Origin of the sequence: Mangrovimonas sp. CR14 (assembly GCF_011764015.1) — a bacterium.
GTDB lineage: Bacteria > Bacteroidota > Bacteroidia > Flavobacteriales > Flavobacteriaceae > Mangrovimonas > Mangrovimonas futianensis.
The window spans coordinates 22,233-47,061 of record NZ_JAAFZY010000009.1; the positions used below are offsets into that span (position 1 = coordinate 22,233).

The window sequence follows — 24,829 nt, forward strand, 5'->3', positions numbered from 1 at the left end:
GGTACGTTTTCTTTTTGAGTACTTTAAGAAGAAAACATGAAAATCCCAGTAATGTTCTATGTGGTGTTTACCACCTTATGTCTAGTAGCTTTAACTGTTATGGTAGGTATGGGGTTGCCATTCCATTGGGTTTATTATGTGATGATTTTTGGGCAGCTAATGATGTTGATTATGGTGTATAAAGTTTTAAGGGATAACTACAGGACCAATAAAACCTTTAAAGACTTTTATGAAGACCATCCTATCACAAATGATTAAATCAGTCTTTTTTCAATATATTCTGAATTCATAATTCTCAAAGCTCCCATATAATCTGTTCTAAAGCTAATGATGTCACCTATCTTGTAATCAATTTCAGTTTGTGAAATATCAAGGACCAACATGTCTGAGCTCGCGCCTACAAAATTGACGGACTCATCCAAACATCTTAAAAAATCAATTTTAGAAACATCCAGTAAACCGACGTCTAGAATGGCTCGTTTCTGTATTTCTGTCCATTTTGACTCATCTACTTCAAACATGTCGCCCGAAGGGTTTTTTTCCAATTCGCCATATGGAACGCTTGGTTTTTCTGTAATTTCTATGATTTCACAATGCAGGGTGAAAACATCATCTTTCATGCCCTCTATGGTGGTGTTTTCAAAAAGATCGCTCCCGAAGAATAGGGTTTCACCCACTCTAAAATGATTGATCCCTTTCGGAACAATGCCTTTTAATAGTAAGGGGACCATTACAGATGATCCACCAGAAACACCATCTATTTTTTGATCAAATTTGGCTTCAATAAGTTGTTCGTAAAGACAAAGCTGAATGAGTTTGTCCTTACTAGGCATGACACCACTTAGGCAATTCAAGTTGGTGCCTATACCAGCAACTTGTATGTTTGGAAGCTCAAAAATAGCCTTATAGAAATCCATCAAATGATCTCCCATGATCCCTTCCCTTAAGTCTCCTAATTCAATCATGATGACAACTCGGTGTACTTTATTTTGTCTTTTGGCTTCCTCAGATAGCCATTTAATCGTGGTGAATTCGGTATTAAAACTTACATCAGCAAAGGTGACAATGTCCTTAATGATATGCTTGGAAGGTGGCTTGATATAAATAGTGCCTACTTCAGGTTTTATTTTCCTAATGGTTTTGAGGTTTGTCAACCGCGCATCGCAAACTTGTTCATCACCTAAACTCAAAACAAATTCCAGAAAAAGTTCATTGCCGCAAAGCATTTTTAGAACTGGAGCCCATTCTACTTGGTGGCTATCAAACAGATTCTTTAAAAATTGGTAATTATGAACAAGCGAAGCTTTGTTTAAAGTAAAATAGGCCATGGTTTAGTTTATAATTCTTGGTATGTCTTTATCGATTCTTGAAAGGACTTCATAATTAAGTTGATCGGTCATATTTCCGAAGGAAGATACTGTAATTTCCAGGTCACCTTGTTTGCCTATCAAAATGACCTCATCATTTATTTTAATGGTTGGGTCACTTGTAATATCGATTAGAAGCATGTTCATGTTTACAATACCAGTGACACCATATCTTTGATTGTTAATGATAACACGGCCTTGGTTGCTTAGACTCCTGCTATAGCCATAACCGTATCCTATAGGAACAGATGCTATAGTCATATCCTGTTCTGCAAGGTACGAATTTCCGTAACCAATATATTGACCTTTAGGAACCTCTTTGATGTCCATGACATAGGATTTCCAACTTAAAATAGGTTTTAGAGGATCTTTATGCACATGTTTCTGGGTAATATGTGAGATGAAATTTTCTCTACTTGGCCAAAGGCCGTATTGAAGAATTCCGACACGCACCATGTCATAATTATCCTTAGGAAATGATAGAACTGCAGCGCTACAAGAGGCATGTATTCTTTCAGGTTTAATACCCTTTTTCTTAAAAAACTTGATGGCTTTTTTAAAGATTTGTCTCTGATTTTTTACTCTTAGATAGTTGCTGATGCTCTCTGCCCCCGCGTAATGGGTGCAAATTCCCTGTATGCCTAAATGTTCGTTATTCAGTAGGAGGGTATCCGCTAAGTTTTTCCATTCATTCTGATTAAACCCCGTTCGATTCATACCAGTTTCAATTTCTAAATGAACACGAGCTTTTCGGTTCATGGTTTTTGCTAATTGAACCATGTAATCCAATCGTTGGATATTAAACACATAAAACTCAATGTTATTCTCCAATACCCATGAAGCATGCTCCTCGCTGATATCTCCCATAATCATTATGGAAAAATCGCCTTTTGCTTTTTCAAAAACTTGTTTGGCTTCTAGGGAGCTAAACACTGCAAAATGATTGATACCCAATTCTTGTAGTAAGGGAACCATAATGGAGATTCCATGCCCATAAGCATTCCCTTTTAAAACCGAAGAAATAATGGTTCCTTCATCCAACAAGGTTTGTATGTATGTGATGTTTTTAGCTAATGCTTTTTTATTTATTTCAAGAATCGAATTAGGCATGTATTTGTTTTATTATTTGATGGAACATGTTTATTCCGTTAGTTATGATTTCATCTGGGAAATCATAATCGGGGTTATGTAAAGCTGGAGCATTTTGTCCTGCACCAAGCCCAAACATGGCGCCTTTGAATTTTTGGGTAAATAGACCAAAATCCTCTCCCCATTTAAAAGGGAACTGTTTGTTGACGTATGAAAATCCAAGAGTATTAGCAGCTTCTTTAATGTGAGAAACTGCTTCTGGATGGTTGTTGTTTGAAAGGAATTCATCAAACCATTGAATGGTATAGTTGAGTTTGTAAATATGACAGGTCTTTTTGACTATCGTTATGACATCCTTTTTTAAGTATTCCAATTGAGTGGCGGTCCAACATCTCAAAGTAAAATGAACTTCCCCATCTCCCGCAGAAATACCGTAGTCTTTTGATCCTATTCTGCTGTAAACTGTTGCAATCGTTGAAAAATTGGGATTCGTTTCTTCAGGATTTGATAGTCCTTTGATTCGCTGGATTAATTCTGAAATAGCTAAGTCAGGGTTGATGCCCTTGTCTGGTTCAGCGGCATGCGATGTTTTACCAGTCAAAGTAATCGCAAGACTAATGACCGAAGGGGTAAAGGTATTTTCTCTACATATAATCTGTCCTATATCAAACCCAGGAACATTGTGAAGAGCGAATGCAAAATCAGGCTTCTTTTCTAAAAGGAGCGGTTCATTCAGTATGGCTTTAGCTCCGGTACCAATTTCTTCAGCCGGTTGGAAGAGTAGAATCACTTTTCCAGATGAAATGGGATGGTTGTATATTTCTCTTGCTAGTCCTATCAAAATAGTGCTATGTCCATCATGGCCACATTTATGGGAAATGTTGTCATATTCAGAAGCATGATCAAATGTATTTATTTCTTTAATTGGAAGAGCGTCAAGTTCAGCTCGATATAAGCTAGTTGGACCTTCTTTGTCGGCTTCAAAAATAGCAGCTACGCCAAATCCGCCTAGTTGGGTTATGATTTGTGACGGATTGAAATATTTTAGGGTTTCAGAAATTTTTTTGGCTGTTTTTACTTCATAGCCTGAAAGTTCTGGATGTTTGTGTAGCTCTTTTCGAAACGCAATCAAATCTTTCAATCCATGTATTCCCATAAGGTTAGTTTTTCACTAATATATAAATAGTTAATGATAAGGTGATTCCTATCAAAATAGGATCAAAACCATAAGGGATTTGCACCTCCAAGAACATAAGAATGAGGGTAGAAAAACCTCCAAATAACATAGAAAGAAGTGCAGCCAAAGGTTTTTGCTTTTTAGAATAGAGCATTCCTAGGACTGGAATTAAAAGCCCAGAAACCATAAAAGCATAGGAGCTTAACATCAAATCTAAGACACTTGTCATGGCCGTTGCTATTAAAATAGCTACAAATCCTATTATAAAGGTAATAATTTGTGAGATACGGATAGTTCTAGGATTTTTATCATTGAGACCTAGAATATCTGTAGTAAAGTTACCCGAAGCAGCTAGTAGACAACTATCTGCTGTGGACATAATGGCTGAAAAATAGGCAGATAACATCAACCCCATGAGTCCCACTGGTAGGATATTTTTTAACAACATGGGAAGGCCTATTTCTGGATCCAATCCAACCTCAGATGTAAAACCATCGGCAGAAAATAAACCTTGAGCGGCAGCTACTCGTGCCATCAAGCCTAAGGCAACTCCCATAAACGCCATGATGGGGTATTCAAAGAGACCAGCAATATACCAAGCCTTTTTGGCGGTTTTTTCATTCTTACATGCGTAAATTCTCTGGTATAGGGTCATGCCTACAAACCAAATAGGAATGATTGTGATGGCCCAGTTAGCTAGTTCTACCCAAGAGAGATTTGATAAACTAAAAAATTCAGCTGGTAACGTTTTACTGATGGTTTCATAACCTCCTAAGGTAATGTAAGAAATGGGTATGCCTATGAAAATAAGACCAACCATCAGTATAATCCATTGAAAAGTGTCTGTATATATAACAGCCTTTATTCCTCCAAAAACGGTATAAATCATAGCGATACTTCCCATAATAATCAATGCTTTGGTTAAGCCTAATTCAGGGAATGTTCCTACAGCTAGTTTGGCTCCTGCTAGAAGCTGTGAGGAGGTAAAACCTAAGTAGCCAATAAAGGAAATAATTCCAGCTACTAGGGCTACCTGTTTTCCATAATGTCTTTTAAGAAGTTCAGGGAAGGTAAGAAGATGAAATTGGTGTCCATCTTTAATCACTTTTGGAATAAGAAGAACAGCACTCAACCAAGCTCCTACTAATCCAGTGAATAACATCCATGAGCCGGAAAGTCCCATCACAAATCCAAGACCTCCAAGTCCGATGGAGAATCCGCCTCCTACATCTGTGGCTACAACTGAAAGCCCTACGTGCCAGCTATTCATACTGTTGCCACCTACATAATAATCCTTCGCACTGTTATTTTTTCTGTAATAATAGAAACCAATGCCCAAAACAATAATCATGTAGACGGCAAAAACAAGAATGTCTATAACGTTCATGGATTGCTACTTTTGAAGTCGCATTTCAAGATATTTGTTCTCGAAACCCAATTTTTCGTAAAGAAGTTTGGCAGGATTGTCTGGTTCGACATGCAACGCTATACTGCCTTGTGCCAATTCTATGGCTTTTTCCATGAGTTGCTTGCCAATTCCTTGGCCTCTGGCATCATGATGAACAGCAATATATACCAAAATGTTCTCAGGAATATAACCTTGCATCCCAGTTTCATTGATGATGGTGATGCCCTTGATACCTTCTTTATCTTTGATTACCAAAACAAAACCACCCTGTGCCGAGATATTGTCTTTTACTGCATAATCTAGGCATTTGGCAATATCTTCCTTTTTATCCCCATATTGTTCAAGATGGGTATGTAAAAAGCCAATGATGGTTTCTTTTTCTTCGTCTGTTGGTTTGGTATTGGGGTTATATAATTTGAATACATTCATAATTATACCGCTTCCTCATCCCTAATCTGCTGAATGTAAGCAGCCTTTTGGATTTCTCTGCGTCGTCTTACCGATTTTTTGGTGTAGTATTGATTTTCTCTTAAGTTTTGCATAATTTTTACGTTACGGTGTTTCCTCTTGTAACGTTTTAATGCTCTTTCAATTTTTTCTCCTTCTTTTACTTCGATTTTAATCATGTATAGATTTTAATTGTTTATGAATCTTAGGTCTATCCCAAGTAAGTTTTTAATATTTTGTTTTTTGAGGTATGTCTTAATCTTCTGATACCTTTTTCTTTGATCTGTCTAACTCGTTCCCTTGTAAGCCCAAAGGTTTCTCCAATTTCTTCCAAACTCATAGGTTGTTCATTGCTGATGCCATAATAAAGTCTAATGACGTCTGCTTCTCTTTGAGATAAGGTGTCTAATGCTCGGTTGATTTCCACATTTAAGGAATCTCTCATTAAATCTTTATCTGGGTTGGGCGATTCTCCAGATTTTACAACATCATATAGGCTGGAATCTTCACCTTCTTTAAGCGGCGCGTCCATAGATAAATGGCGCCCCGAGTTTTTGATGGATTGCTTAACGTCTGTAACAGTCATATCCAGCTCCTTGGCAATCTCCTCAGCGCTTGGAGGTCTTTCATGCACTTGCTCTAAGGTAGAGAAGGCTTTATTGATTTTGTTGATGGAGCCGATTTTATTTAATGGCAATCTAACGATTCTCGCTTGTTCGGCAAGAGCTTGAAGAATCGATTGCCTAATCCACCACACAGCATAAGAAATGAATTTAAATCCGCGAGTTTCATCAAAACGCTTCGCTGCTTTTACAAGTCCTGCGTTTCCTTCATTAATTAAATCTGGGAGTTTAAGTCCTTGGTTTTGATACTGTTTGGCTACTGAAACTACAAATCGCAAGTTGGCTGTGGTTAATTTTTCCAAAGCAATCTGGTCTCCTTCTTTTATTCTTTGGGCCAGTTCTACTTCTTCTTCGGCGGTAATCATTGGGATTTTGCTAATATCCTGAAGATATTTATCCAATGATTTTGATTCCCTGTTTGTAACTTGCTTGGTAATTTTTAATTGCCTCATGTAAAAGATTTAGATATTTAAATGTTTCTCTAGCTTTACATGATAACCTTTTTATTGAAATATCCAAAGAAAAAGGCAATTCTTTAATAAAAATGACCAAAATTCATGCTAAATCAATTGAGTTTTGGTCATTTTCATGAATTTTATCCTATTTTATAGAGTCAGATTCTTTTTTCTGTTTGTTTAAGAGACCACCTAAGACATTTTTGATTCCTTGTTGAACGGTGTTCGAATTATTTGTTGTTGTCTCCGTACTGTCGGCAGCACTTTCTTGATGTGCAGATTCTTGTGCCTGACCAATTCCTGATAATAAATCTTTAATGGCGCCCGCACCTTCATTCAATAGTTTTTCTTTTTGAATCTCAATAAGCTGTTGTGTCAATTTAGAAACTGAAGCATTGAGATCTGTCGAAATAGCTGGATTGGAAATGGCTCCTGTTATGTTAGCGGTAACTGGGATACTGATGTTGTTTACCTCATTATCATTGATTTTACCAATAAGTCTGTTGACTTCACTTCCTAAATATTTGGCTGGAACGTCTAATACTGCCTTATAATTCATGTTTTGATCAAAACCATGGGAACCTGAAATTTCAATATCAATATCCTTATAAGCTAGTTTAAATGGTTTCACATTTACCTGTCCGTTGTCAAATACCAAATCAGTCTTTAAGTCTTTGTCTGATAGTGCATCAAAATCTATAAAGTTGAAAGTGTTGTCCAATTGATTTAATAAAGGACTATTACTGGTATTGATTTCCCTTGTCAATAATTCGGCAAAGGCAGATCCAGAGATTGAATTTAAACTCGGTGTCATTTGTTCGTCTAGATTCCCGTTTAAGCTAATCGTTGTGTTCAATTGCCCTTCTAGAAATTTGGCAATAGGAGCAAGAGCTTGCAGTAATTCTAAATCCTTAAATGATTTAGAGATATCAAAATCTTCAGCACCTAAGTTCATATTAAACGTAGGGGTGTCATTTTTGGTGGAAACCGTTCCCATTAATGCCAGAGTACCATCAAAGATATTAGCTGTCATATTTTGTAGATTGGCTTCTTGATCTTTAATGCTAAGCGTCCCGTTCAGATTTTTTAATTCAAGATTGTCGTAGACCACGGTATTGGCTTTGGCTTGAATGGTGCAATCCAGAAAATCAGGAATTTTGGTCGGGGAGCTTTCTGCATTGTTTGCTGAGGTCTCTTCTTCATTTTCAACTTCCGAAGTCATAAAATCACTAACTACCAAATTGTTTGAATTTAAGTTGAAGTTTCCTTGTAGTTTATTTTTACCGAAAATAAAGCCCATGAAGTTTTTCAATGATCCGTTCATTTGTAGATCAGATTGTCCAGTTCTTGCTTTAAAGTTGGTAACGTTGACAATACTTGGATTGAAGTCGAGGCTTGCTGTTTCTATTTGAATAGGATTTTGAAATCCTTCAGAAGAATAAACGAGATTGGTCAAAGTTAAATTACCACTAGTTTTAATTCTTTCATATCGGTTGTTTTCAACGGCATCCATATCAAAAGAAGTATTGATATTTCCTTTTAGTATACCGCTCAATTCATTATCTAAAGTTATTGGGTAGGCCTTTGTTAAATTACTTAGGTTTAAAACACCATCCACAAATGCTTGCACCTGCATATTTGAAGTGAGGTTTCTGATAGTGGCTGATGACTTAAATTTATCTTGATCAATTGCAAAATTTAAAGTTTTAATATCAACATAGGTGTCATCTTTTTCCCCGGTTTCATTTTTGATGATTGTATTAATAGTAATGTCATTGATGCCTTTGGGAAGGTCTGGATATTTAAATGCCGCATTATTTGAGGTGATAGCTATATCAAAGGTTGGGATGGTTTCTTCTGAAAGCAAACCTTTGACGGCACCCGAGATTTTAAAATCACCATTAGTTTCTACCTTATCAAGATCTTTGGAATAGGTCTCTGGGATGAGCGCTAAAAAGTCTTTAAACGAAGATCCAGGATTTTGGAACGTTAAATCAATGTCCTGTCCTTCATCCATTAATTGCACGTAACCATCAAACTCCAGTGGCAATTGATTAATAAGAGCTTTATTTTCTTTAAAGGTGTATTTGCTGTTTTCCAAATCCAACGCCAAGAGAGCATCCAATTTGAAATGGTTATTGGTTAAATAGTTGGTGCTATCCATGCTAAAACTTACATTGGTCTCAGTTTCAGTATCCAGTTCTGACGTTTCTGCAGAGAAAACACCTTTGCCCGAATGGTTCAATTCCGTTATATAAACCTCCATATTTGAGGTCTCATCCAAATAGGTAATAGCACTGTTGCTGATGCTGTAATCTTCAATTTCAAACGCAAAACCATTTTCAGTAGAATCCTCTGTAGTTGGAGTTTCTGGACTTTCTTTGGTAATGTCATAATTGTGGTTCCCTAACTTATCTGTTTTTAAAGTGACCATCGCTTCATTCACATGAATGCTATTGATAACCATAGGTCCTTCACTAGTGTTTTTAAAAAGTTCAGGGAGTGGCATAGAAAAGGAAATAGACTTAACTGTGGCAAAGGTTTCATCTTTAAAAGGCGCATTATTAGTGATGACTAAATTGTCTACACTCACATGAGCTTTAGGGAAGTTTTGTATGAGACTTAAATCAACATCTGTAAATTCTACCTTGGCATTCAGATTATCATTGATATAGTTTTTTACTAAATCTTTGATTTGCGATTGAAATGCAAATGGGGCAATAAGTAAAATAAGAAAAAGGGTAATGATTATTCCACCTAGTATTTTTAGTGCTTTTTTCATGAAATGGTTTTTGGTTGTGTAGGTATGTACGTATTAAAATAACGGGCTAGTTGGCGGTTTGCAAAAGTTTAATAAAACTTTAATATTCTATAACAGACTGATTTCTTCGTTTTCTTTGAGTTTAAATTTCCTTTTAAAAAGATAGACGCCTAAATATAGAAACGGGGTGTCGAGGACTGCAATAATTATTTTGAAAATAAAACCGCTTACTAAAAGGCCGAAGAATAAATCCCATGAAATTTTGCCAAACGAACACAATAAAATGAGTACTGTGCTGGTGTCTACAAATTGAGAGGTGAAGGTTGAGAAGTTATTGCGCAACCACAGGTGTTTTCCTTTGGTCAGACGTTTCCAGAAGTGATAAATTTGGATGTCAATAAATTGGGCGAATAAATAGGCTAACATACTTGCAAAGACAGCAATGGCAGTACTTCCGAAGACCTTTGAAAATAAGTCGTTTTGAACGGGCGACCAATCGGTTGCCGGTACAGCGTTTGAAACATATACAATCAATAAGGAAAAGAAAGAAGCAAATATTCCAGCAATAACCACATGGTTTGCTCTTTTCTTTCCGTAGATCTCACTGATTAAATCGGTGATAAGGAAGGTGACGGGATAGGGCAAAATTCCAACCGAAATTTCAAATAATTTGGTGTCAAAAATTTTAACTTCCAATGGGTGCCAATAGAAAAACTTTTGAAATATGAGGTTGGAAACCACTAGTGAAGTGATAAATAAAGCTGCTAAAAATAAATAGGTGTTTTGGGCTGCTAGCTTGTCTTTTGACGTCATATAATTTGTGGATAAATAGGTTTTGTAAATATAAAGTATTAAAATTTCTTTTAGTTATTTTGCCTGACTATGATCCATGCAATAAACGTCTACATAACATTAGGAAGTAACAAAGGCCATAAGTTTGAAAATTTACAGCAAGCCATAGATTTGATCTTTGAGAAGGTAGGGGCTGTAAAAGCTATTTCCAAAGTTTATCAAACCGAAGCGGTTGGTTTTGATGGTGATGATTTTTATAATGCATGCGTGAAGGTAGAGACTAATTTATCAGCACAAAAGGTTTTAACCGAATTGATGGCCATCGAGAATCGGTTGGGTCGAGAGCGGTCTGAAGGAGCGGGCTATGAATCTCGGACCATTGACTTGGATTTGTTGTTTTATGGCGAGACGGAAATTAATGACAATAACTTGATAGTTCCGCATCCCGAGATTCAAAACCGCCAATTTGTTTTAAAGCCACTTATGGATTTATCTGCAGAAATGGTGCATCCTAAACTTAAAAAAACAGTCAAGGAATTGCAGCAGGAAAGTGTGGACCAGTCTCCTTTGGAACCTGTCAATATTTGGCTTAAGAATCCTAAAAGTAGGTTTGAGTTCAACCAATACAATTACATTGCTATAGAGGGCAATATTGGAGCAGGAAAAACCAGTTTGGCAACCCAGATTTCAAAAGATTTTAATGCAAAATTGGTTTTAGAGCGTTTTGCTGATAATCCCTTTTTGCCCAAATTTTATGAGGATGCCAAACGATATGCTTTTACTTTAGAAATGTCATTCTTGGCAGATCGCTATCAGCAAATATCCGACGATCTCTCTCAGTTTGATTTGTTTAAAGATTTTATCGTTAGTGATTATGATATATTCAAATCGTTGATTTTTTCCAAGATTACACTTCCCGAAGATGAATTTAATCTATATAGAAAGCTGTTTTATCTGATGTATAAAGACATTGCTAAACCCGATCTTTATGTGTATTTGTATCAAAACACCCAGCGTTTACAGCAAAACATCAAACATCGCGGACGTGATTATGAGCAGAACATTCAAGATGAGTATTTAGAAAAAATCAATGCGGGTTATTTGGAGTTTTTGAAAAATCAAAACGAGCTAAAGGTAAAAATCATAGATATTTCTGAAAGAGATTTTGTTCACAATAGGGAAGACTATTTGTGGCTGTTAAAGGAGATTTGTCATGTCGTATAAACATCAAGTTGTTCAAGTGGAAGATATCAAAGTTGTGGGTGTTCATGCTCCAGCAACCTTTCAAACCATAGCTCATGTAACAGGGAATTTGGCAAGAGCATTTATGCCGAGGCGTAAAGAGATTGAGAACCGCATAGGGACCCATTCCTTTTCTATTCAAGACTATGATGCGGTGCTTAACAATATCTCACCTCAAACCTCTTTTGAAAAATGGGTAGGTGTGGAAGTTTCAGATTTTGAAAATGTACCCGAGGGGATGAATCCTCTGGTTTTGCAAGGAGGAGCCTATTTGGTTATAGATTTTGAAGGCTCTCCGTCTGATTTTCCTAAACTTTGGCAATTTATTTTGCAAGAATGGTTGCCATCCTCCAACTATAAGCTGGATAAAAGACCCCATTTTGAAAAACTCCCGGAAACTTACAATCCGCTAAATCCCATTAATAAAGAGGAGGTATGGGTGCCTTTGGAATTGGAGTGAACAGGTTGAGTTTTTATTTTTTATTCAAATTTCACTAATTCAGGTTGAATTATTATCGTCTCATTTTTTCTTGGGAATTGTCCGTGTTCAAATAGAAGTTTAACTCTATTGTTTTCTTCTTCAAGAGCTTTGAGTTTAACGTGGTAAAAATCAGAAATGATAAAGGATTTATTTTCATAACCTAATTCAGTAGGTTGAATAAGTATGTGGATATCGGTTTTTGTGTTTTCGGTTTCTAGCGGAAGGCTTTGTCCATTATAAAAAGTCATTACCCTCACAAAAAAGTCATTAGCAAATATTGATTTTTCTTCGTCATAATCATGAAGAATAGCTTCAAATTTAGATTCTGACGTTTGGATGATTTTAGATGTATGTTTGTAAATGAAAAAATTGTCTGAAATATCAAGTGTATCTGTAAATTCCTTCTTATCAATTAATATTTGTTCTCCCTTATTTAATTTTTCGGGAACGTTGATTTCAGTTTGAGAAGTCTTCAGGAATCTATAGTAATTTGAGTTTTGACTATTCTCTAAATTTTCAACTTGTTTTTTTAATTCCAAAATCAGTTGATCTTTTTGTTGAATCTCCTCTTTCAATTTTTTCTCCTCAGAAGATAATCTATTTGGATTACAACTTGAATGTAAAATTGAAATGAGAATTAGTATTGAGATTTGTTTCATTATGATGAAGATTTTTAAAAAAAATAGCAGTTAAATTATTTATGAGTAAAGTGTCGTCACAATCCACCCTTTCTGATTGTCCAGCGTTATTTCATTTAAGATTTGCTGGGTTTTAGGGGTGAAATTAAAGGGTGGTTGTAAAAGATCCACCCCGCTTTTTTGTTTCAGTCTAATGCCTTGACCTGAGATTATATCCTTGTTTGGAGTAAAATCTCCCATAGGAAGGTGCTCCGTGAGTATGATGTATTTATATGAAACTATTTTGTTTAGAATACGCTGTATTTCTGCGTTGGAAAGGTGCTGAAGAACTTGACGTAGAATGACGCAATCAGCGGGAGGGAGGTCGTCTTTGGAAATATCCAATGTGTAAAATTCCAGGTCTTTTTCCGTGAATAGCGTTTTGTTTCTTTCAATCAAGGATGCTACAATATCAATACCGATATATTTTTGAGTGAATGGAGCTAATTGCCTACCTATATTAAAATCGCCACAGCCCAAATCACAAACAATCAATGAGGGGTCAAAGTTTTTTAGAAAAGCCGAAACAGAATCGACATAAGGCTCGACTATATGTGGGTCGTGAGACCCTTCGCCCGAATAGAAATCATGTGGGTGTCCACCCCAAAGGTGTTGGTCATAAATTTGTTCCATGGCCGCCTTAGTAGGCCAAGGTTGTTTGGGTCTTTTGGACACTAATGGTTTATTTTACTGAATAGATCCCATATCACCACGCCGCAACTTACAGAGATATTTAAGGAGTGTTTGGTTCCAAATTGTGGAATTTCCAACACCAAATCACTATGACTAACTACTTCTTGTGATACCCCTTTTACTTCATTTCCAAATACCAGAGCATAGGTGGTTCCTGGGTCTGGTTGAAAATCATTTAGCATGGTAGCGTTTTCAGCCTGTTCTATGGAAGCTATTTGAACGCCCTCCGCTTGTAGTTTTTTGACCAATTCCAGGGTGTTTTCCACATATTCCCAAGCCACAGTCTCTGTACTGCCCAAAGCTGTTTTGTGAATGTCTTTGTGTGGTGGTTTGGCAGTGATACCGCACAAGTATATTTTTTCTATTAAAAAAGCGTCACTTGTCCTAAAAACCGAACCGATATTATTCAGACTTCTGATATTGTCCAGAATGACAATAATGGGTGTCTTTTCAGAAGATTTGAATTCTTCAATGCTTAATCGTTCTAACTCACTGTTTTTTAATTTACGCATGCGACCTTTGTGGATAAATGTAGATAACTTATAGGTTATCAGTTTCAAAAACCTTGAAAATATAGTTACTTTAGCAGCTATACTTATTGGCAAAAATAATAGAATAAAATCATTTAACCATTGGCTAAAAAAGCAAAAAAAGTAACCCCGTTAATGCAACAATACAATACTATTAAGGCAAAGTATCCTGATGCGTTATTGCTTTTCCGGGTTGGGGATTTTTATGAGACGTTTGGAGAAGACGCCGTTAAGGCAGCCAAGATTTTGGATATTGTTTTGACCAATAGAAATAATGGTGGAGAAAGAACCGAATTGGCTGGTTTCCCACATCATTCTTTAAACACTTATTTGCCAAAATTGGTAAAGGCTGGTGAACGGGTAGCCATTTGTGATCAATTGGAAGACCCCAAGCAAACTAAGACCATTGTCAAAAGAGGGGTGACAGAATTAGTAACCCCAGGTGTGGCCTTGAATGATGAGGTGCTAAGGTCCAAATCCAATAACTTTCTCTGTGCTGTACATTTTGATAAAAAGTATATCGGAATTAGCTTTTTGGATATTTCTACTGGTGAGTTTTTAACCTCTCAGGGAGACGAAGAATATATCGATAAGTTGCTTCAGAATTTTGGACCAAGTGAAGTGCTGGTTTCCAAACAAAAAAGAAGGGAGTTTGCAGAGGCTTTTGGTGACGATCACCATACATTTTATATGGAAGATTGGGTGTATCAGCCTGATTATGCCAATGAAACCCTAACAAGGCATTTTGACACGAAGTCTCTCAAAGGCTTTGGAATTGATAATTTATATGAGGGGATTATTGCTTCAGGAGCAGTCCTGCATTATTTAGGGGAGACGCAGCATCATAAACTAGAGCATATTACTTCGATAAGTAGGATTGCAGAGGATGAATACGTTTGGATGGATCGCTTTACTATTAGAAATTTAGAGTTATACCATTCCAATAACCATGCGGCGGTGACCTTACTGAATATTATCGATAGAACGATAACACCCATGGGAGGACGTATGCTTAAAAGATGGTTGGCACTTCCCTTAAAAAACTTAGAAAAAATCAACCAGCGACACCAAGTTGTTCAGTATTTAAAGGACAATCAAACGGTCTTGCAGAAGTTACAGGGCCAGATAAAGCATATAGGCGATATTGAACGTTTGATTTCAAAGGTGGCTACGGCTAAGGTAAGTCCGCGAGAGGTGATTCAACTCAAAAATTCCTTGGAAGCCATCGTGCCTATAAAGGCTATGGCTTCTAATAGTGAAAATGAATCGCTTCGTGCCATTGGCGATATGTTGCAGAGTTGTGATGCCCTAAGGCAGAAAATCAAGGAGATGCTCAATGAGGATGCTCCGGTCAATGTGTTAAAAGGGCATACCATTGCAGAAGGCTATTCGGCAGAGTTGGATGATTTAAGAAAGCTTTCCAGTTCTGGGAAACAGTATTTGGATGAGATGCTGGATCGTGAAAGCGAACGTACGGGGATTCCGTCGCTTAAAATTGCTTCCAACAATGTATTTGGATATTATATAGAAGTTAGAAATACACATAAGGATAAGGTGCCTCAAGAATGGATCAGAAAGCAAACATTGGTAAATGCCGAACGCTATATAACCGAAGAGCTTAAAGAATATGAATCCAAGATACTAGGTGCCGAAGAGCGTATTTTGACGATCGAGCAACAATTGTTTGGGGAACTGGTTTCCTGGATGAGTCAATATATCAAGCCCGTGCAGCAAAACGCCTTTTTAATAGGACAGTTAGATTGTCTTTCAGGGTTTACCCAATTGGCTCAAGAAAGTAATTATACCTATCCCATCATTGATGAATCGCATGATTTGGATATCAAAAATGGTAGACATCCGGTTATTGAAAAACAATTGCCGCCAAGTGAGGCCTATATTGCCAATGATGTACTCTTAACAAGAGATGACCAGCAAATCATAATGATAACAGGTCCTAATATGTCTGGTAAATCGGCCATCTTACGTCAAACTGCTTTAATTGTTTTGATGGCGCAAATAGGAAGTTTTGTTCCAGCCGAATCGGCCAAATTGGGATTGGTTGACAAGATTTTTACTAGGGTAGGAGCCAGTGATAATATTTCTATGGGCGAGTCTACTTTCATGGTTGAGATGAATGAAACGGCGTCTATTTTGAATAACATCTCGGATAGGAGTTTGGTGTTATTGGATGAAATAGGTCGTGGAACAAGCACCTATGATGGAATTTCCATTGCATGGGCCATCACCGAGTATTTACATGAGCATCCAGCCAAACCAAAAACGTTGTTTGCGACCCATTATCACGAGTTGAATGAGATGAGTGAAACGTTTGGTCGTATCAAGAATTTCAATGTATCCGTAAAAGAGTTGAAAGATAACGTACTATTTTTAAGGAAGCTGGTAGAAGGAGGTAGTGAGCATAGTTTTGGAATCCATGTGGCGAAAATGGCAGGGATGCCACAACAGGTCATTCGTAGAGCAAATAAAATCTTGGAAAAACTTGAAAAGTCCCATTCCAGTGAAGAGTTGACCGATAAAGTAAAGACTTTAACAGATGATTTGCAATTGAGTTTCTTTAATTTGGATGATCCCTTATTAGAACAAATTAAGGAGGAGATTTTGCATACAGATATTGATACGTTGACACCAGTTGAGGCTCTAATGAAGCTCAATGAAATCAAAAGGATGCTAGTGAAAAAGAAGCAGGCTTAAATAATTTGTATTATTTTTTAAAAAAGGCTTTGCTTTTCATTTAAAAATTTTAAATTTGCATCCGCATTTAGATAAATGCACGTTCTTAAAATACTGCGAAAGTAGCTCAGGGGTAGAGCATCACCTTGCCAAGGTGAGGGTCGCGGGTTCAAATCCCGTCTTTCGCTCTGGGTTTACCACAAAATACGATGCAGAAGTGGTGGAATTGGTAGACACGTTGGACTTAAAATCCAATGAACATTAGTTCGTGCGGGTTCAAGTCCCGCCTTCTGTACTAAAAAGATCCGTAACAGGCTTGGTTGACAAGTAGTTGCGGATTTTTTGTTTTAATTATGGTGTGTTTTTATTGATTTAGGTTGGATTATTATACAGTTTTACTGCTTCTACCAACTTGTCTTTCATTCGTTTTCTGAGTTTATTAGGTTTTAAAACTTCTATAGAATTCCCGAAACCTAAAATCATCCGCTCTAATTCAAAATTGATTTGAACAAAAATGTTGAAAACAACCCCGTCATCTCTTCTTTCAATAAGCCTTTGTGAACTGTGAAATGGTTTGGTGATCACATAGGGAGCATTTTTTTTGTCAACCCAAAACTGGATACGCTCTGCCCTTGTATTTGAAACCGTTACCCCAATAACATCTTTGTAATACTTGTCTCCATCAAAATTATCGTTTTTATATGCAATAGTTGTATCGTAATCTATACCCACAATCCTATCTAAAGCAAAAGTAACTATAGAGTTTTTTTTTGCTTCTACTTCTGGCTTTCCAATTAGGAACCATCTATTGTTAAATTCTTTTAATATATAAGGGTGGAAAATAATTTCAGATGCTTTTCTAGCTTGAAAAGATTGGTATTTAATTTTCAAAACCATTTTTTTAATGATGGCTTGATACAAGGCGTCTAAGTGTTCAAGACCTTTTAATTTTTCATTTTTGTCTAAATGAATCACTGCAGATTGATGATTTTTTTCAGTATAAACTTTGTCCTCCAATCTCTGAATGATTCCTCCTAATTCAGAAAATAATGAAAAATCCTTAAATTGTTTTAGCATTTCAACAGTTTCCGAAAGTACATTCATATCATTTTCCGTCAGAGGGATGTCTGTTATGGAGTATTCATCATCGGCATAACGATAATATTTTTTGTCATAAACTTCTATAGGTGCATTATATCCTAATTTATTACTACGAAGCATTTGTATGTCTAACTGAACAGTTCGTTTACTTACATTAATATCCCTTCCTTCAAATTCATAAAGTGCATTTGAACATGCCTCAATCAAATCATCTAATGTCCATTGTCGATAATGATTTTGAAGACATTTGTCAATTGTTTTGTAACGTATTAAAGCATTCTTATTTAAGGCCATTATAATATTTCAAGTTCTTTGTTAAGGTTGTTTCTAGCTTCTAATTCATATAGTTTAAAAAAGATTTCTGTTTGGTAGATTCTTTTTTTGTTAAGAAAATGTACTAGGACTTTTCGTCTCCCTTGTTTATACATCAATTTTGGAACCGATGCATATTCTTCTCTAATATGTTTTGTATATTGAAGGTAATCTTCCCAAGGCTGTCCAAGGATTGCAATATCAAAATCTACCATCCATTTTTCATCAACGTTATCCTTTGGTTCATGGTTTTTAGTGACAAGGATTAAATTAAAAATACGATTTATGGCACTATCATCCAGTTTGGTTGCTTTTAAGTATTTCTGAGCTAGTTTGGCGCTTTTTATTTCATTCTTATTGCTCCAAATATTGTAAATGATATCATGATAGAAAATTGCAAAAGCGACTTCTTTAGGTTGTTTCAACTCTTCACAATAAGTGTCGTAATATTTAAAAAGCTCCAAAAGGTGATTGGAATTATGATATTTCCTGAAGGTCTCTGAATAGTTTTCTGAAAGCTCGTTCCAATATTGCTCTAATAGAGCTTTATCTTTAAACCATTGGGTAGCTATATGGTAGAATCTTTCCTTTAAGGTCATATTATTTTTTTGAAATTTAGTGATTTATTTAATCTACGCAAAAAGAATGCGTAGTTAGGTAAAATATTTGTCTCGGAATCATGAAAGAGTCTATGGAAGACTTTATCAGTGGTGCTCCGTCAGACGAGGAGCTGACGGAGCTTAAAAATAATTTAATATGGAAAATAGACAAAGCATTACAGGAGATACTTTAATAGAAATGGGATTTAAATCTGGGAAATGGTTTAAAGAAGCTTTAGAGCATATTAACGAAAATAGATTAGAGGGTGATGCCTTACAGGAATATCTAGAGCAATTTAAATCTCCAGATCCTATAAGGTTACATAAAAGTAACATTCCTTTTTCTATAAACATTAAAGCGGAAAATGAGTTAGAGGTAACGAACGTAAACTCTGTTGTTGAAACCATGGAAGTGTTAATGAAAACACCCACTTTGGTAGATGGTGCTATCATGCCAGATGCTTGTCCAACGGGTTCTATAGGAACCATACCTGTTGGTGGTGTTGCGGTTGCAAAAAATGCCATTCACCCAGGTATGCATAGTGCCGATATATGTTGTTCTGTAATGTTGACAGATTTTGGAACAGCCGATCCCAAAGATGTTTTAGATGCAGCTCAAAGCATCACTCATTTTGGGCCAGGTGGAAGAGATAGGAATACGCAGTTTCGTTTTCCGATGGATTTATTGGTTGAGATTGAAGCAAACTATTTTTTAAATGACCAGAAATGTATTTCTGCTGCCAGATCGCATTTAGGAACCCAAGGCGATGGAAACCACTTTCTGTTTGTTGGGACATCTAAAAAGACAGGTAACACCATGCTGGTAACGCATCATGGAAGTCGAGGGTTTGGAGCTAATTTATATGCTAAAGGAATGAAAGTGGCAGAACGTTTTAGAAAGGAATTGTCACCTGAAACCTTAAAGCAAAATGCATGGATTCCATTTGAAACAGAAGAAGGAGCGCAATATTGGGAAGCTTTGCAGATTGTAAGAAGATGGACCAAGAAAAATCATGAAGTATTGCATGATGCGATTTTGGAAATGTTGGGAATTGAAAATGAAAACAGGTTTTGGAACGAGCATAATTTTGTTTTTAGGGATGGTGATTTGTTTTACCATGCTAAAGGTGCAACACCGCTGGATAAAAAGTTTATGCCTGATATTACGGGGCCAAGATTGATACCGTTGAACATGTCTGAACCCGTTTTAATTGTTAAAGGCGAAACAACAAATTCTAATTTAGGTTTTGCACCACATGGTGCAGGAAGAAATGTAAGTAGGACGGAACATAGAAAAAGAAAAACAGGAACCTTTCAAGAGATTTTTAAAGAAGAAACAGAAGGTTTGGATGTTCGGTTTTTCTCAAATGAGATTGATATCACTGAATTGCCCAGTGCTTATAAAAATGCAGAAACTGTAAGAAACCAAATGAAAGATTTTGGATTAGGGGAAGTAATAGACGAAGTGTTACCTTATGGGTGCATAATGGCAGGAGACTGGAAGAAAAATGCACCTTGGAAGAAAAGAAGAAGGGACAGATGATAAAAACAGTAAATCAAACGATTATTGATCAAATAATACAAGGAAATTCTAGTGAAAGAGCTTATTTCGGTTTCTTTCAATATGGAGGTGGTATGGACGAAAGTTGCATCAAAGCTAATAAAGAGGGTTTATTTCTTTATGCCGCTTCCCTAATTGAAGCGGGATTAGCGATTGAAGAAAGAGGTTTTATTGAGAATAGCACTCAAACTTTTGGTTTGTCTGCGGATTTTATTTCTGAGAACTCAGATTTTGATTTCCCTTTTATAGAGTTAATTAATAAACCTAGATTAGAAATGGAACCTTTTCAGGAATATAAGCAAAGTTGGAAAGTGAAATTAATGGGCTATGTTTTTGGTGGTATTCTATTATTCATTCTTTTATTAACCTTGATAGGTTTTATAACCTTTTTAAAGTGGATATTTTAAAAATATATATAATAGATAAATATTGGAACTCAAACAATTTTAACAGTTAGGTGATTTTAATTTTTCTCAAACATAAAAGGGTCGCTAAAAACCAGTTCTGTGATATTTGGTATCAATAATAATTCAACTTTTATTTATAAATAAAAAGGCGTTTAAGAAATTTGACGCTTTTTTTATAATTTTTAATAAAATGTTTTTAAACTAGAGGAAGTTAAAATAGAAGATTGAGGCGGAAAACAGTTAGGAGAAAATCAGAACTTTAAAAATTAACAGTCAGAAAGTTAATTTGAAAAACAGTATTTTCGTGTATAAATTACGCATATGGTAAAGCAGTCAATAAGATTAACGGTTGATGCTGTTGTATTTGGATATGAAGAGGGTAATATTTCAGTGTTACTTATTAAGCGAAAATACGAACCCTATAAAGGAGCGTGGGCTATTCCTGGGGGATTTGTACTTGATGAAGAATCTTTAGAAGAGGCAGTTGAGAGAGAGCTGAATGAAGAAACAGGAGTGAAGATTAACTATCTTGAGCAGTTATATACATTTGGTAAACCAGAAAGAGATCCAAGAGGGCGAGTGGTATCTGTAGCATATTTTGCTTTGGTTAGGCCTAACGCATTCAAATTATTTGCATCAACTGATGCAGTAGAGGTGAAATGGTTTAATATTAAGAATCTGCCCAAACTTTCCTTTGATCACAAAAGTATTCTCGACCTGGCTATCAAAAGATTACAGGGTAAAATAACTTATGAACCATTAGGCTTTGAGCTACTTGATAGAAAATTCCCTTTTTCAGATTTAGAAAAACTCTACACCACTCTTTTAGGGAGGGATATTGACAGGCGAAATTTTAGAAAGAAAATATTGAGTTTAAATATCCTAGATGAACTAGAAGAAAAGACATCGAAAGGGTCAGGAAGGCCTGCAAATTTATTCCAATTTAATCAGAAACTTTACTTCCAACTGAAAAAAGAAGGAATAATTTTCGAGATTTAAAACGCTTATATATAGTCACTTGTAATATTTGTGTAAAAATAACGCAAAATATACTTCGTAAAATCATCTTTCTTAATTACATTTGTGTATATAATACGCAAATAAATATTTAATACTCAAAGTTATGTTAGGAATAAATTATATAAAATTCGATTCAATGAATTATGTAATTCATTACGAGGCAGGGAAAATTAAAAAAGAAGGAAGAGGATTGTCATTCTTTTATTTTTCGCCTAATTCATCTATTGTTTCAATTCCCGTACAAAGTGATGATTTTCAATTTGTATTTAATGAAACCACAAAAGATTATCAAGAGGTTACATTGCAAGGTCAAGTTACTTATAAGATTTTGAATCCAAAACAATTGGCAGAGAATTTGGACTTTACTGTAAACAACAAAAAGCAATACTTAAAAAACGATTATGAAAAGATTCAACAGCGTATTATAAATGAAGCCCAAACAGCCAGTGCGTCTGTTATTCAACGTTTGAGTTTAAAAGAAGCTTTGAGAAAGCTTGATGAGATAGAGGCTGAAATATTCACCAGTATTCAGAAATCCAAAACGGTTCAAATGCTAGGTCTGGAAATTTTAAGCGTAAATGTATTAGCTGTTACTCCTAATCCCGAAATGGCAAGGGCATTGGAGGCACAAATGAGAGAATCTTTGCAAAAGGAAGCTGACCAGGCCATTTACGAGCGTAGAAATTTTGCTGTTGAACAAGAGCGAATGATAAGGGAAAGTGAATTGAATACTGAAATTGCTGTAGAAGAAAAGCAAAAACAGATTGTAGAAAAGAAAATGGAAACAGATGTGGTGAAACAGCAAAATGAACAAAAGCTAAAAGAAATGGAAATGAGCTCCAACATTTCTCTAGAAGAAAAGAAAAAAGGGTTGATTGATATTCAAGTTGCCAATGAGAAAAAAGAAGCTGATATGAAGGAGTATGTTTTAAATGCGAATTTAAAACCATATAAAGAGATGGATTGGAAAACTTTAATGGCTATAAGCAACTCTGGAAATAATCCAACTAATAATATAGCATTGGCTTTTAGAGAACTTGCTGAAAATGCCGATAAAATAGGGAACTTAAATATTTCTCCAGAATTGCTGGATTCAATTCTAGCCAATAAATAATTAAGTATGAATTTCGAACGAGCTATAATAATTAGAGAAAAAACAAGGCTTGAGCAGCTAATCGAAAGATTTAACTCAAAGGCTCAAGCCAAGTTTTATATTGAAAGGTCTGGAGGTGATTTCAATTTTTATGAAATAGAAAATGAAAAGTTCTATGAATCATTGAATGAAGTTCAAAAAAGTATTTCCAAACATTTAAAGCTCAAGATTATTTATCGTTCGTTTTTGCCAACTTACATTTTTACTGAAAATGATTTGATCGTAGTTTTAGGGCAGGATGGATTGGTAGCCAATACAGCAAAGTATGTAAATGGATTTCCAATTTTAGGAGTAAATCCAGACACAGAGCGTTATGATGGTATCCTGTTAAAACATACTCCAAGTGATATGAATAATCTAATTAAGGAAGTGGTTAAAGGAGTTTTTGAGACAAAGAAAGTCACTATGGCTAAAGCAGAATTGAATGATGGGCAAACCTTATTGGCATTTAATGACTTTTACATAGGAGCAGATTCACATATCTCTTCTAGATATGAAATAGAATTTAAAGGGAAAAAAGAAAAGCAATCATCCAGTGGAATTATTGTTTCCACAGGGGCCGGTTCAACGGGTTGGTTGAGTTCCATTTTCAATATGTCACATAATATCTATGGATTTAACACAATTGGGGAAAATGAGCATCAATCTCAAATTAATTGGGAAGATGAAAAACTAATTTTTGTAGTTAGAGAACCTTTTTTGAGTAAAGTTACTCAAACAGATATAGGCTTTGGGGTTATCACAAAAAGACAAACGTTAAAAATCGAATCTAATATGCCAAGGAAAGGTATTATTTTTAGTGACGGTATTGAATCTGATTTTTTGAATTTTAATTCAGGAAGTAAAGTAGAAATAGGTATTGCTGAAGAAAAAGCTAATTTGATAATATAAATGATTTTAAACAGAGGAAGATGAACGAAAAGGATAAAAAACAAATTAGTAAGTTTTTAAGTTTAGTATTGAGACATAAACCTGATAGTATTGACCTCTCATTAGATGAACAAGGGTGGGCTTCTGTAGGTGAAATTTTAGAGAAATCTAAATTGCGATTTACATTTAAAGAATTAGAAGAGGTTGTTGTAACAAACGATAAACAACGATTTTCATTTAATTCAGACCAGACTAAAATTAGAGCAAATCAAGGGCATTCATTAAAGGAGGTAGATTTAAACTTAAAGCCATTAACGCCTCCATTTCTTTTATATCATGGTACAGTTGAAAAGTTTTTGCCGCAAATAAAGATATATGGACTAAAAAAAATGAGTCGCCAATATGTGCATTTAAGTAAGGATAAAGACACGGCAACAAATGTTGGGTTACGAAGGGGAAAGCCATTAATTCTAAGTGTTAGAGCTTTGGAAATGTGCAACAAAGGCTATCAATTTTTTAAATCAGAAAATGGAGTTTGGTTAACTGATGAGGTGCCAACAGCATTTATAGACTTTAATTCATGAAAAATGAAAAGAACATTAGTGATTGGGGATATACATGGAGGGTTGAGAGCTTTGATTCAAGTTATTGAAAGAGCTAGAGTAACTGCCATTGATGTTTTAATTTTCTTAGGTGATTATGTTGATGGGTGGAGCGAATCTGCACAAACCATTAAATACCTAATTGATTTATCAGAAAAGCAAGAATGCATTTTCATTAAAGGTAATCATGACGTTTGGTGTGAAAAATATTTGAAGACAGAGGAGGCTAGCACAACTTGGCTGTTTCACGGCGGGAGCTTGACGGTTGAGAGCTACGAGAAATTAACAGAAGAAGAGAAAAAAGAGCATTTATTCTTTTTTGAAAGAATGAAATTATATCACATTTACGATAAAAATAGGCTCTTCATTCATGCAGGTTTCACCTCTATGAAAGGGCCAGAGCAAGAATTTTATGAATCTAATTATAATTGGGACAGAACACTTTGGGAAATGGCTCTTGTAATGGATAAAAGAGTTAAAAAGCAATCAAGCCTTTATCCTAAGCGATTAAAACTTTATAATGAAATTTATATAGGTCATACTCCAACATTGTATTATGATGTTGAACTTCCAATGCAAGCTATCAATGTTTGAAATGTAGATACAGGAGCAGCTTTTACAGGAAGGCTTACCATTTTAGACATAGATACTAATGAGTTTTGGCAGAGTGATCCATTACCCGAATTATATCCTGATGAAAAAGGAAGGAATTGATCAATGAAATTGGACAAAACCTAGTTGTTGTAAAAATATGATCTTGGATTAAGTCCA

At 35.6% G+C, this 24,829-nt stretch carries 24 protein-coding genes, 2 tRNA genes and 1 pseudogene; 13 read left to right on the forward strand and 14 right to left on the reverse strand.

Annotated elements, in window-relative coordinates:
- Positions 1 to 36 precede the first annotated feature (36 nt).
- Positions 37 to 258 (forward strand): hypothetical protein, encoded by a 222-nt coding sequence (locus GZ212_RS15170; protein ID WP_053969846.1) that lies wholly within the window; start codon positions 37 to 39, stop codon positions 256 to 258.
- Here GZ212_RS15170 and GZ212_RS15175 read toward each other — a convergent pair.
- From GZ212_RS15175 to GZ212_RS15215, 9 genes are all read right to left on the reverse strand, one after another.
- Positions 255 to 1,328, reverse strand: coding sequence for an alanine racemase (locus GZ212_RS15175; RefSeq protein ID WP_166962103.1), 1,074 nt, complete (start codon positions 1,326 to 1,328; stop codon positions 255 to 257). The two genes, GZ212_RS15170 and GZ212_RS15175, sit on opposite strands and share 4 nt — an antisense overlap.
- Before the next feature lie 3 nt (positions 1,329 to 1,331).
- A complete protein-coding gene (alr, locus tag GZ212_RS15180) occupies positions 1,332 to 2,477 on the reverse strand; it encodes an alanine racemase (RefSeq protein ID WP_166962106.1) in 1,146 nt (381 codons plus the stop codon).
- Positions 2,470 to 3,612 carry an amidohydrolase gene (locus tag GZ212_RS15185; protein WP_166962109.1) on the reverse strand — a complete coding sequence of 381 codons (1,143 nt, stop codon included), beginning with the start codon at positions 3,610 to 3,612 and terminating at the stop codon, positions 2,470 to 2,472. The genes alr and GZ212_RS15185 overlap by 8 nt, the downstream gene beginning before the upstream one ends.
- A 4-nt stretch (positions 3,613 to 3,616) precedes the next feature.
- A complete protein-coding gene (locus GZ212_RS15190) occupies positions 3,617 to 5,020 on the reverse strand; it encodes a sodium:solute symporter (protein ID WP_166962112.1) in 1,404 nt (467 codons plus the stop codon).
- Positions 5,021 to 5,026: 6 nt separating this feature from the next.
- On the reverse strand, positions 5,027 to 5,470 hold the full coding sequence (locus tag GZ212_RS15195) for a GNAT family N-acetyltransferase (RefSeq protein ID WP_166962115.1): 444 nt from the start codon (positions 5,468 to 5,470) through the stop codon (positions 5,027 to 5,029).
- Between the two features lie 2 nt (positions 5,471 to 5,472).
- The gene (gene rpsU / locus GZ212_RS15200; RefSeq protein ID WP_053969841.1) at positions 5,473 to 5,667 is read right to left on the reverse strand and encodes a 30S ribosomal protein S21; all 195 of its coding nucleotides are present in this window, start codon (positions 5,665 to 5,667) and stop codon (positions 5,473 to 5,475) included.
- A gap of 32 nt (positions 5,668 to 5,699) precedes the next feature.
- Positions 5,700 to 6,563 (reverse strand): RNA polymerase sigma factor RpoD/SigA, encoded by an 864-nt coding sequence (locus tag GZ212_RS15205; protein ID WP_053969840.1) that lies wholly within the window; start codon positions 6,561 to 6,563, stop codon positions 5,700 to 5,702.
- Between the two features lie 148 nt (positions 6,564 to 6,711).
- Positions 6,712 to 9,348 (reverse strand): AsmA-like C-terminal region-containing protein, encoded by a 2,637-nt coding sequence (locus GZ212_RS15210; RefSeq protein WP_166962119.1) that lies wholly within the window; start codon positions 9,346 to 9,348, stop codon positions 6,712 to 6,714.
- Positions 9,349 to 9,435: 87 nt separating this feature from the next.
- Positions 9,436 to 10,140, reverse strand: a complete 705-nt coding sequence (locus GZ212_RS15215) for a queuosine precursor transporter (protein ID WP_166962122.1) — start codon at positions 10,138 to 10,140, stop codon at positions 9,436 to 9,438.
- Positions 10,141 to 10,209: 69 nt separating this feature from the next.
- On the opposite strand from GZ212_RS15215, the gene folK reads away from it, so the two are divergent.
- Together folK and GZ212_RS15225 are read left to right on the forward strand one after the other, a co-directional pair.
- Positions 10,210 to 11,343, forward strand: coding sequence for a 2-amino-4-hydroxy-6-hydroxymethyldihydropteridine diphosphokinase (folK, locus tag GZ212_RS15220; protein ID WP_166962125.1), 1,134 nt, complete (start codon positions 10,210 to 10,212; stop codon positions 11,341 to 11,343).
- A complete protein-coding gene (locus tag GZ212_RS15225; RefSeq protein ID WP_166962128.1) occupies positions 11,333 to 11,821 on the forward strand; it encodes a GyrI-like domain-containing protein in 489 nt (162 codons plus the stop codon). Before folK ends, GZ212_RS15225 begins: the two co-directional genes overlap by 11 nt.
- Before the next feature lie 20 nt (positions 11,822 to 11,841).
- Here GZ212_RS15225 and GZ212_RS15230 read toward each other — a convergent pair whose 3' ends face one another.
- The 3 genes from GZ212_RS15230 to GZ212_RS15240 are packed head-to-tail and all read right to left on the reverse strand — an operon-like array spanning position 11,842 to position 13,724.
- Complete coding sequence (locus GZ212_RS15230; RefSeq protein WP_166962131.1) at positions 11,842 to 12,501, reverse strand: hypothetical protein; 660 nt, start codon at positions 12,499 to 12,501, stop codon at positions 11,842 to 11,844.
- A gap of 39 nt (positions 12,502 to 12,540) precedes the next feature.
- The gene (locus GZ212_RS15235; RefSeq protein ID WP_370520500.1) at positions 12,541 to 13,194 is read right to left on the reverse strand and encodes a class I SAM-dependent methyltransferase; all 654 of its coding nucleotides are present in this window, start codon (positions 13,192 to 13,194) and stop codon (positions 12,541 to 12,543) included.
- Positions 13,194 to 13,724: an RNA methyltransferase gene (locus GZ212_RS15240; RefSeq protein WP_166962134.1), complete on the reverse strand. Its 531-nt coding sequence runs from the start codon at positions 13,722 to 13,724 to the stop codon at positions 13,194 to 13,196. Before GZ212_RS15240 ends, GZ212_RS15235 begins: the two co-directional genes overlap by 1 nt.
- A 120-nt stretch (positions 13,725 to 13,844) precedes the next feature.
- On the opposite strand from GZ212_RS15240, the gene mutS reads away from it, so the two are divergent.
- The 3 genes from mutS (at position 13,845) to GZ212_RS15255 (ending at position 16,728) form a co-directional block, all read left to right on the forward strand.
- The gene (gene mutS, locus GZ212_RS15245) at positions 13,845 to 16,454 is read left to right on the forward strand and encodes a DNA mismatch repair protein MutS (RefSeq protein ID WP_166962136.1); all 2,610 of its coding nucleotides are present in this window, start codon (positions 13,845 to 13,847) and stop codon (positions 16,452 to 16,454) included.
- Positions 16,455 to 16,549: 95 nt separating this feature from the next.
- Positions 16,550 to 16,621 (forward strand) — tRNA-Gly (locus GZ212_RS15250).
- A gap of 23 nt (positions 16,622 to 16,644) precedes the next feature.
- A tRNA-Leu gene (locus GZ212_RS15255) sits at positions 16,645 to 16,728 on the forward strand.
- A gap of 77 nt (positions 16,729 to 16,805) precedes the next feature.
- Here the strand turns inward: GZ212_RS15255 and GZ212_RS15260 are convergent.
- Both GZ212_RS15260 and GZ212_RS15265 read right to left on the reverse strand, forming a co-directional pair.
- A complete protein-coding gene (locus GZ212_RS15260; protein WP_166962139.1) occupies positions 16,806 to 17,828 on the reverse strand; it encodes a YafY family protein in 1,023 nt (340 codons plus the stop codon).
- Positions 17,828 to 18,445: a hypothetical protein gene (locus GZ212_RS15265; RefSeq protein ID WP_166962142.1), complete on the reverse strand. Its 618-nt coding sequence runs from the start codon at positions 18,443 to 18,445 to the stop codon at positions 17,828 to 17,830. The genes GZ212_RS15260 and GZ212_RS15265 overlap by 1 nt, the downstream gene beginning before the upstream one ends.
- A gap of 157 nt (positions 18,446 to 18,602) precedes the next feature.
- On the opposite strand from GZ212_RS15265, the gene GZ212_RS15270 reads away from it, so the two are divergent.
- The 7 genes and pseudogenes from GZ212_RS15270 (at position 18,603) to GZ212_RS15300 (ending at position 24,772) form a co-directional block, all read left to right on the forward strand.
- Complete coding sequence (locus GZ212_RS15270; RefSeq protein ID WP_166962145.1) at positions 18,603 to 19,988, forward strand: RtcB family protein; 1,386 nt, start codon at positions 18,603 to 18,605, stop codon at positions 19,986 to 19,988.
- Positions 19,985 to 20,413, forward strand: a complete 429-nt coding sequence (locus GZ212_RS15275; protein WP_166962149.1) for a hypothetical protein — start codon at positions 19,985 to 19,987, stop codon at positions 20,411 to 20,413. The genes GZ212_RS15270 and GZ212_RS15275 overlap by 4 nt, the downstream gene beginning before the upstream one ends.
- Positions 20,414 to 20,734: 321 nt before the next feature.
- Positions 20,735 to 21,412 carry an NUDIX domain-containing protein gene (locus tag GZ212_RS15280; protein ID WP_166962152.1) on the forward strand — a complete coding sequence of 226 codons (678 nt, stop codon included), beginning with the start codon at positions 20,735 to 20,737 and terminating at the stop codon, positions 21,410 to 21,412.
- 157 nt (positions 21,413 to 21,569) lie between these two features.
- Positions 21,570 to 22,547, forward strand: coding sequence for an SPFH domain-containing protein (locus GZ212_RS15285; RefSeq protein ID WP_240923832.1), 978 nt, complete (start codon positions 21,570 to 21,572; stop codon positions 22,545 to 22,547).
- Positions 22,548 to 22,553: 6 nt separating this feature from the next.
- The gene (locus GZ212_RS15290; protein WP_166962158.1) at positions 22,554 to 23,477 is read left to right on the forward strand and encodes an NAD(+)/NADH kinase; all 924 of its coding nucleotides are present in this window, start codon (positions 22,554 to 22,556) and stop codon (positions 23,475 to 23,477) included.
- Positions 23,478 to 23,497: 20 nt separating this feature from the next.
- Complete coding sequence (locus GZ212_RS15295; protein ID WP_166962161.1) at positions 23,498 to 24,040, forward strand: RNA 2'-phosphotransferase; 543 nt, start codon at positions 23,498 to 23,500, stop codon at positions 24,038 to 24,040.
- Positions 24,041 to 24,043: 3 nt separating this feature from the next.
- Positions 24,044 to 24,772: pseudogene (locus tag GZ212_RS15300) on the forward strand (metallophosphoesterase).
- Positions 24,773 to 24,829 lie beyond the last annotated feature (57 nt).

Bases quoted from the DNA above. Each gene is read 5' to 3' on its own strand.
- GZ212_RS15170 (WP_053969846.1), top strand. From the start codon at position 37: ATGAAAATCCCAGTAATGTTCTATGTGGTGTTTACCACCTTATGTCTA.
- GZ212_RS15175 (WP_166962103.1), bottom strand. From the start codon at position 1,328: ATGGCCTATTTTACTTTAAACAAAGCTTCGCTTGTTCATAATTACCAA.
- alr (WP_166962106.1), bottom strand. From the start codon at position 2,477: ATGCCTAATTCGATTCTTGAAATAAATAAAAAAGCATTAGCTAAAAAC.
- GZ212_RS15185 (WP_166962109.1), bottom strand. From the start codon at position 3,612: ATGGGAATACATGGATTGAAAGATTTGATTGCGTTTCGAAAAGAGCTA.
- GZ212_RS15190 (WP_166962112.1), bottom strand. From the start codon at position 5,020: ATGAACGTTATAGACATTCTTGTTTTTGCCGTCTACATGATTATTGTT.
- GZ212_RS15195 (WP_166962115.1), bottom strand. From the start codon at position 5,470: ATGAATGTATTCAAATTATATAACCCCAATACCAAACCAACAGACGAA.
- rpsU (WP_053969841.1), bottom strand. From the start codon at position 5,667: ATGATTAAAATCGAAGTAAAAGAAGGAGAAAAAATTGAAAGAGCATTA.
- GZ212_RS15205 (WP_053969840.1), bottom strand. From the start codon at position 6,563: ATGAGGCAATTAAAAATTACCAAGCAAGTTACAAACAGGGAATCAAAA.
- GZ212_RS15210 (WP_166962119.1), bottom strand. From the start codon at position 9,348: ATGAAAAAAGCACTAAAAATACTAGGTGGAATAATCATTACCCTTTTT.
- GZ212_RS15215 (WP_166962122.1), bottom strand. From the start codon at position 10,140: ATGACGTCAAAAGACAAGCTAGCAGCCCAAAACACCTATTTATTTTTA.
- folK (WP_166962125.1), top strand. From the start codon at position 10,210: ATGATCCATGCAATAAACGTCTACATAACATTAGGAAGTAACAAAGGC.
- GZ212_RS15225 (WP_166962128.1), top strand. From the start codon at position 11,333: ATGTCGTATAAACATCAAGTTGTTCAAGTGGAAGATATCAAAGTTGTG.
- GZ212_RS15230 (WP_166962131.1), bottom strand. From the start codon at position 12,501: ATGAAACAAATCTCAATACTAATTCTCATTTCAATTTTACATTCAAGT.
- GZ212_RS15240 (WP_166962134.1), bottom strand. From the start codon at position 13,724: ATGCGTAAATTAAAAAACAGTGAGTTAGAACGATTAAGCATTGAAGAA.
- GZ212_RS15260 (WP_166962139.1), bottom strand. From the start codon at position 17,828: ATGGCCTTAAATAAGAATGCTTTAATACGTTACAAAACAATTGACAAA.
- GZ212_RS15265 (WP_166962142.1), bottom strand. From the start codon at position 18,445: ATGACCTTAAAGGAAAGATTCTACCATATAGCTACCCAATGGTTTAAA.
- GZ212_RS15270 (WP_166962145.1), top strand. From the start codon at position 18,603: ATGGAAAATAGACAAAGCATTACAGGAGATACTTTAATAGAAATGGGA.
- GZ212_RS15275 (WP_166962149.1), top strand. From the start codon at position 19,985: ATGATAAAAACAGTAAATCAAACGATTATTGATCAAATAATACAAGGA.
- GZ212_RS15280 (WP_166962152.1), top strand. From the start codon at position 20,735: ATGGTAAAGCAGTCAATAAGATTAACGGTTGATGCTGTTGTATTTGGA.
- GZ212_RS15285 (WP_240923832.1), top strand. From the start codon at position 21,570: ATGAATTATGTAATTCATTACGAGGCAGGGAAAATTAAAAAAGAAGGA.
- GZ212_RS15290 (WP_166962158.1), top strand. From the start codon at position 22,554: ATGAATTTCGAACGAGCTATAATAATTAGAGAAAAAACAAGGCTTGAG.
- GZ212_RS15295 (WP_166962161.1), top strand. From the start codon at position 23,498: ATGAACGAAAAGGATAAAAAACAAATTAGTAAGTTTTTAAGTTTAGTA.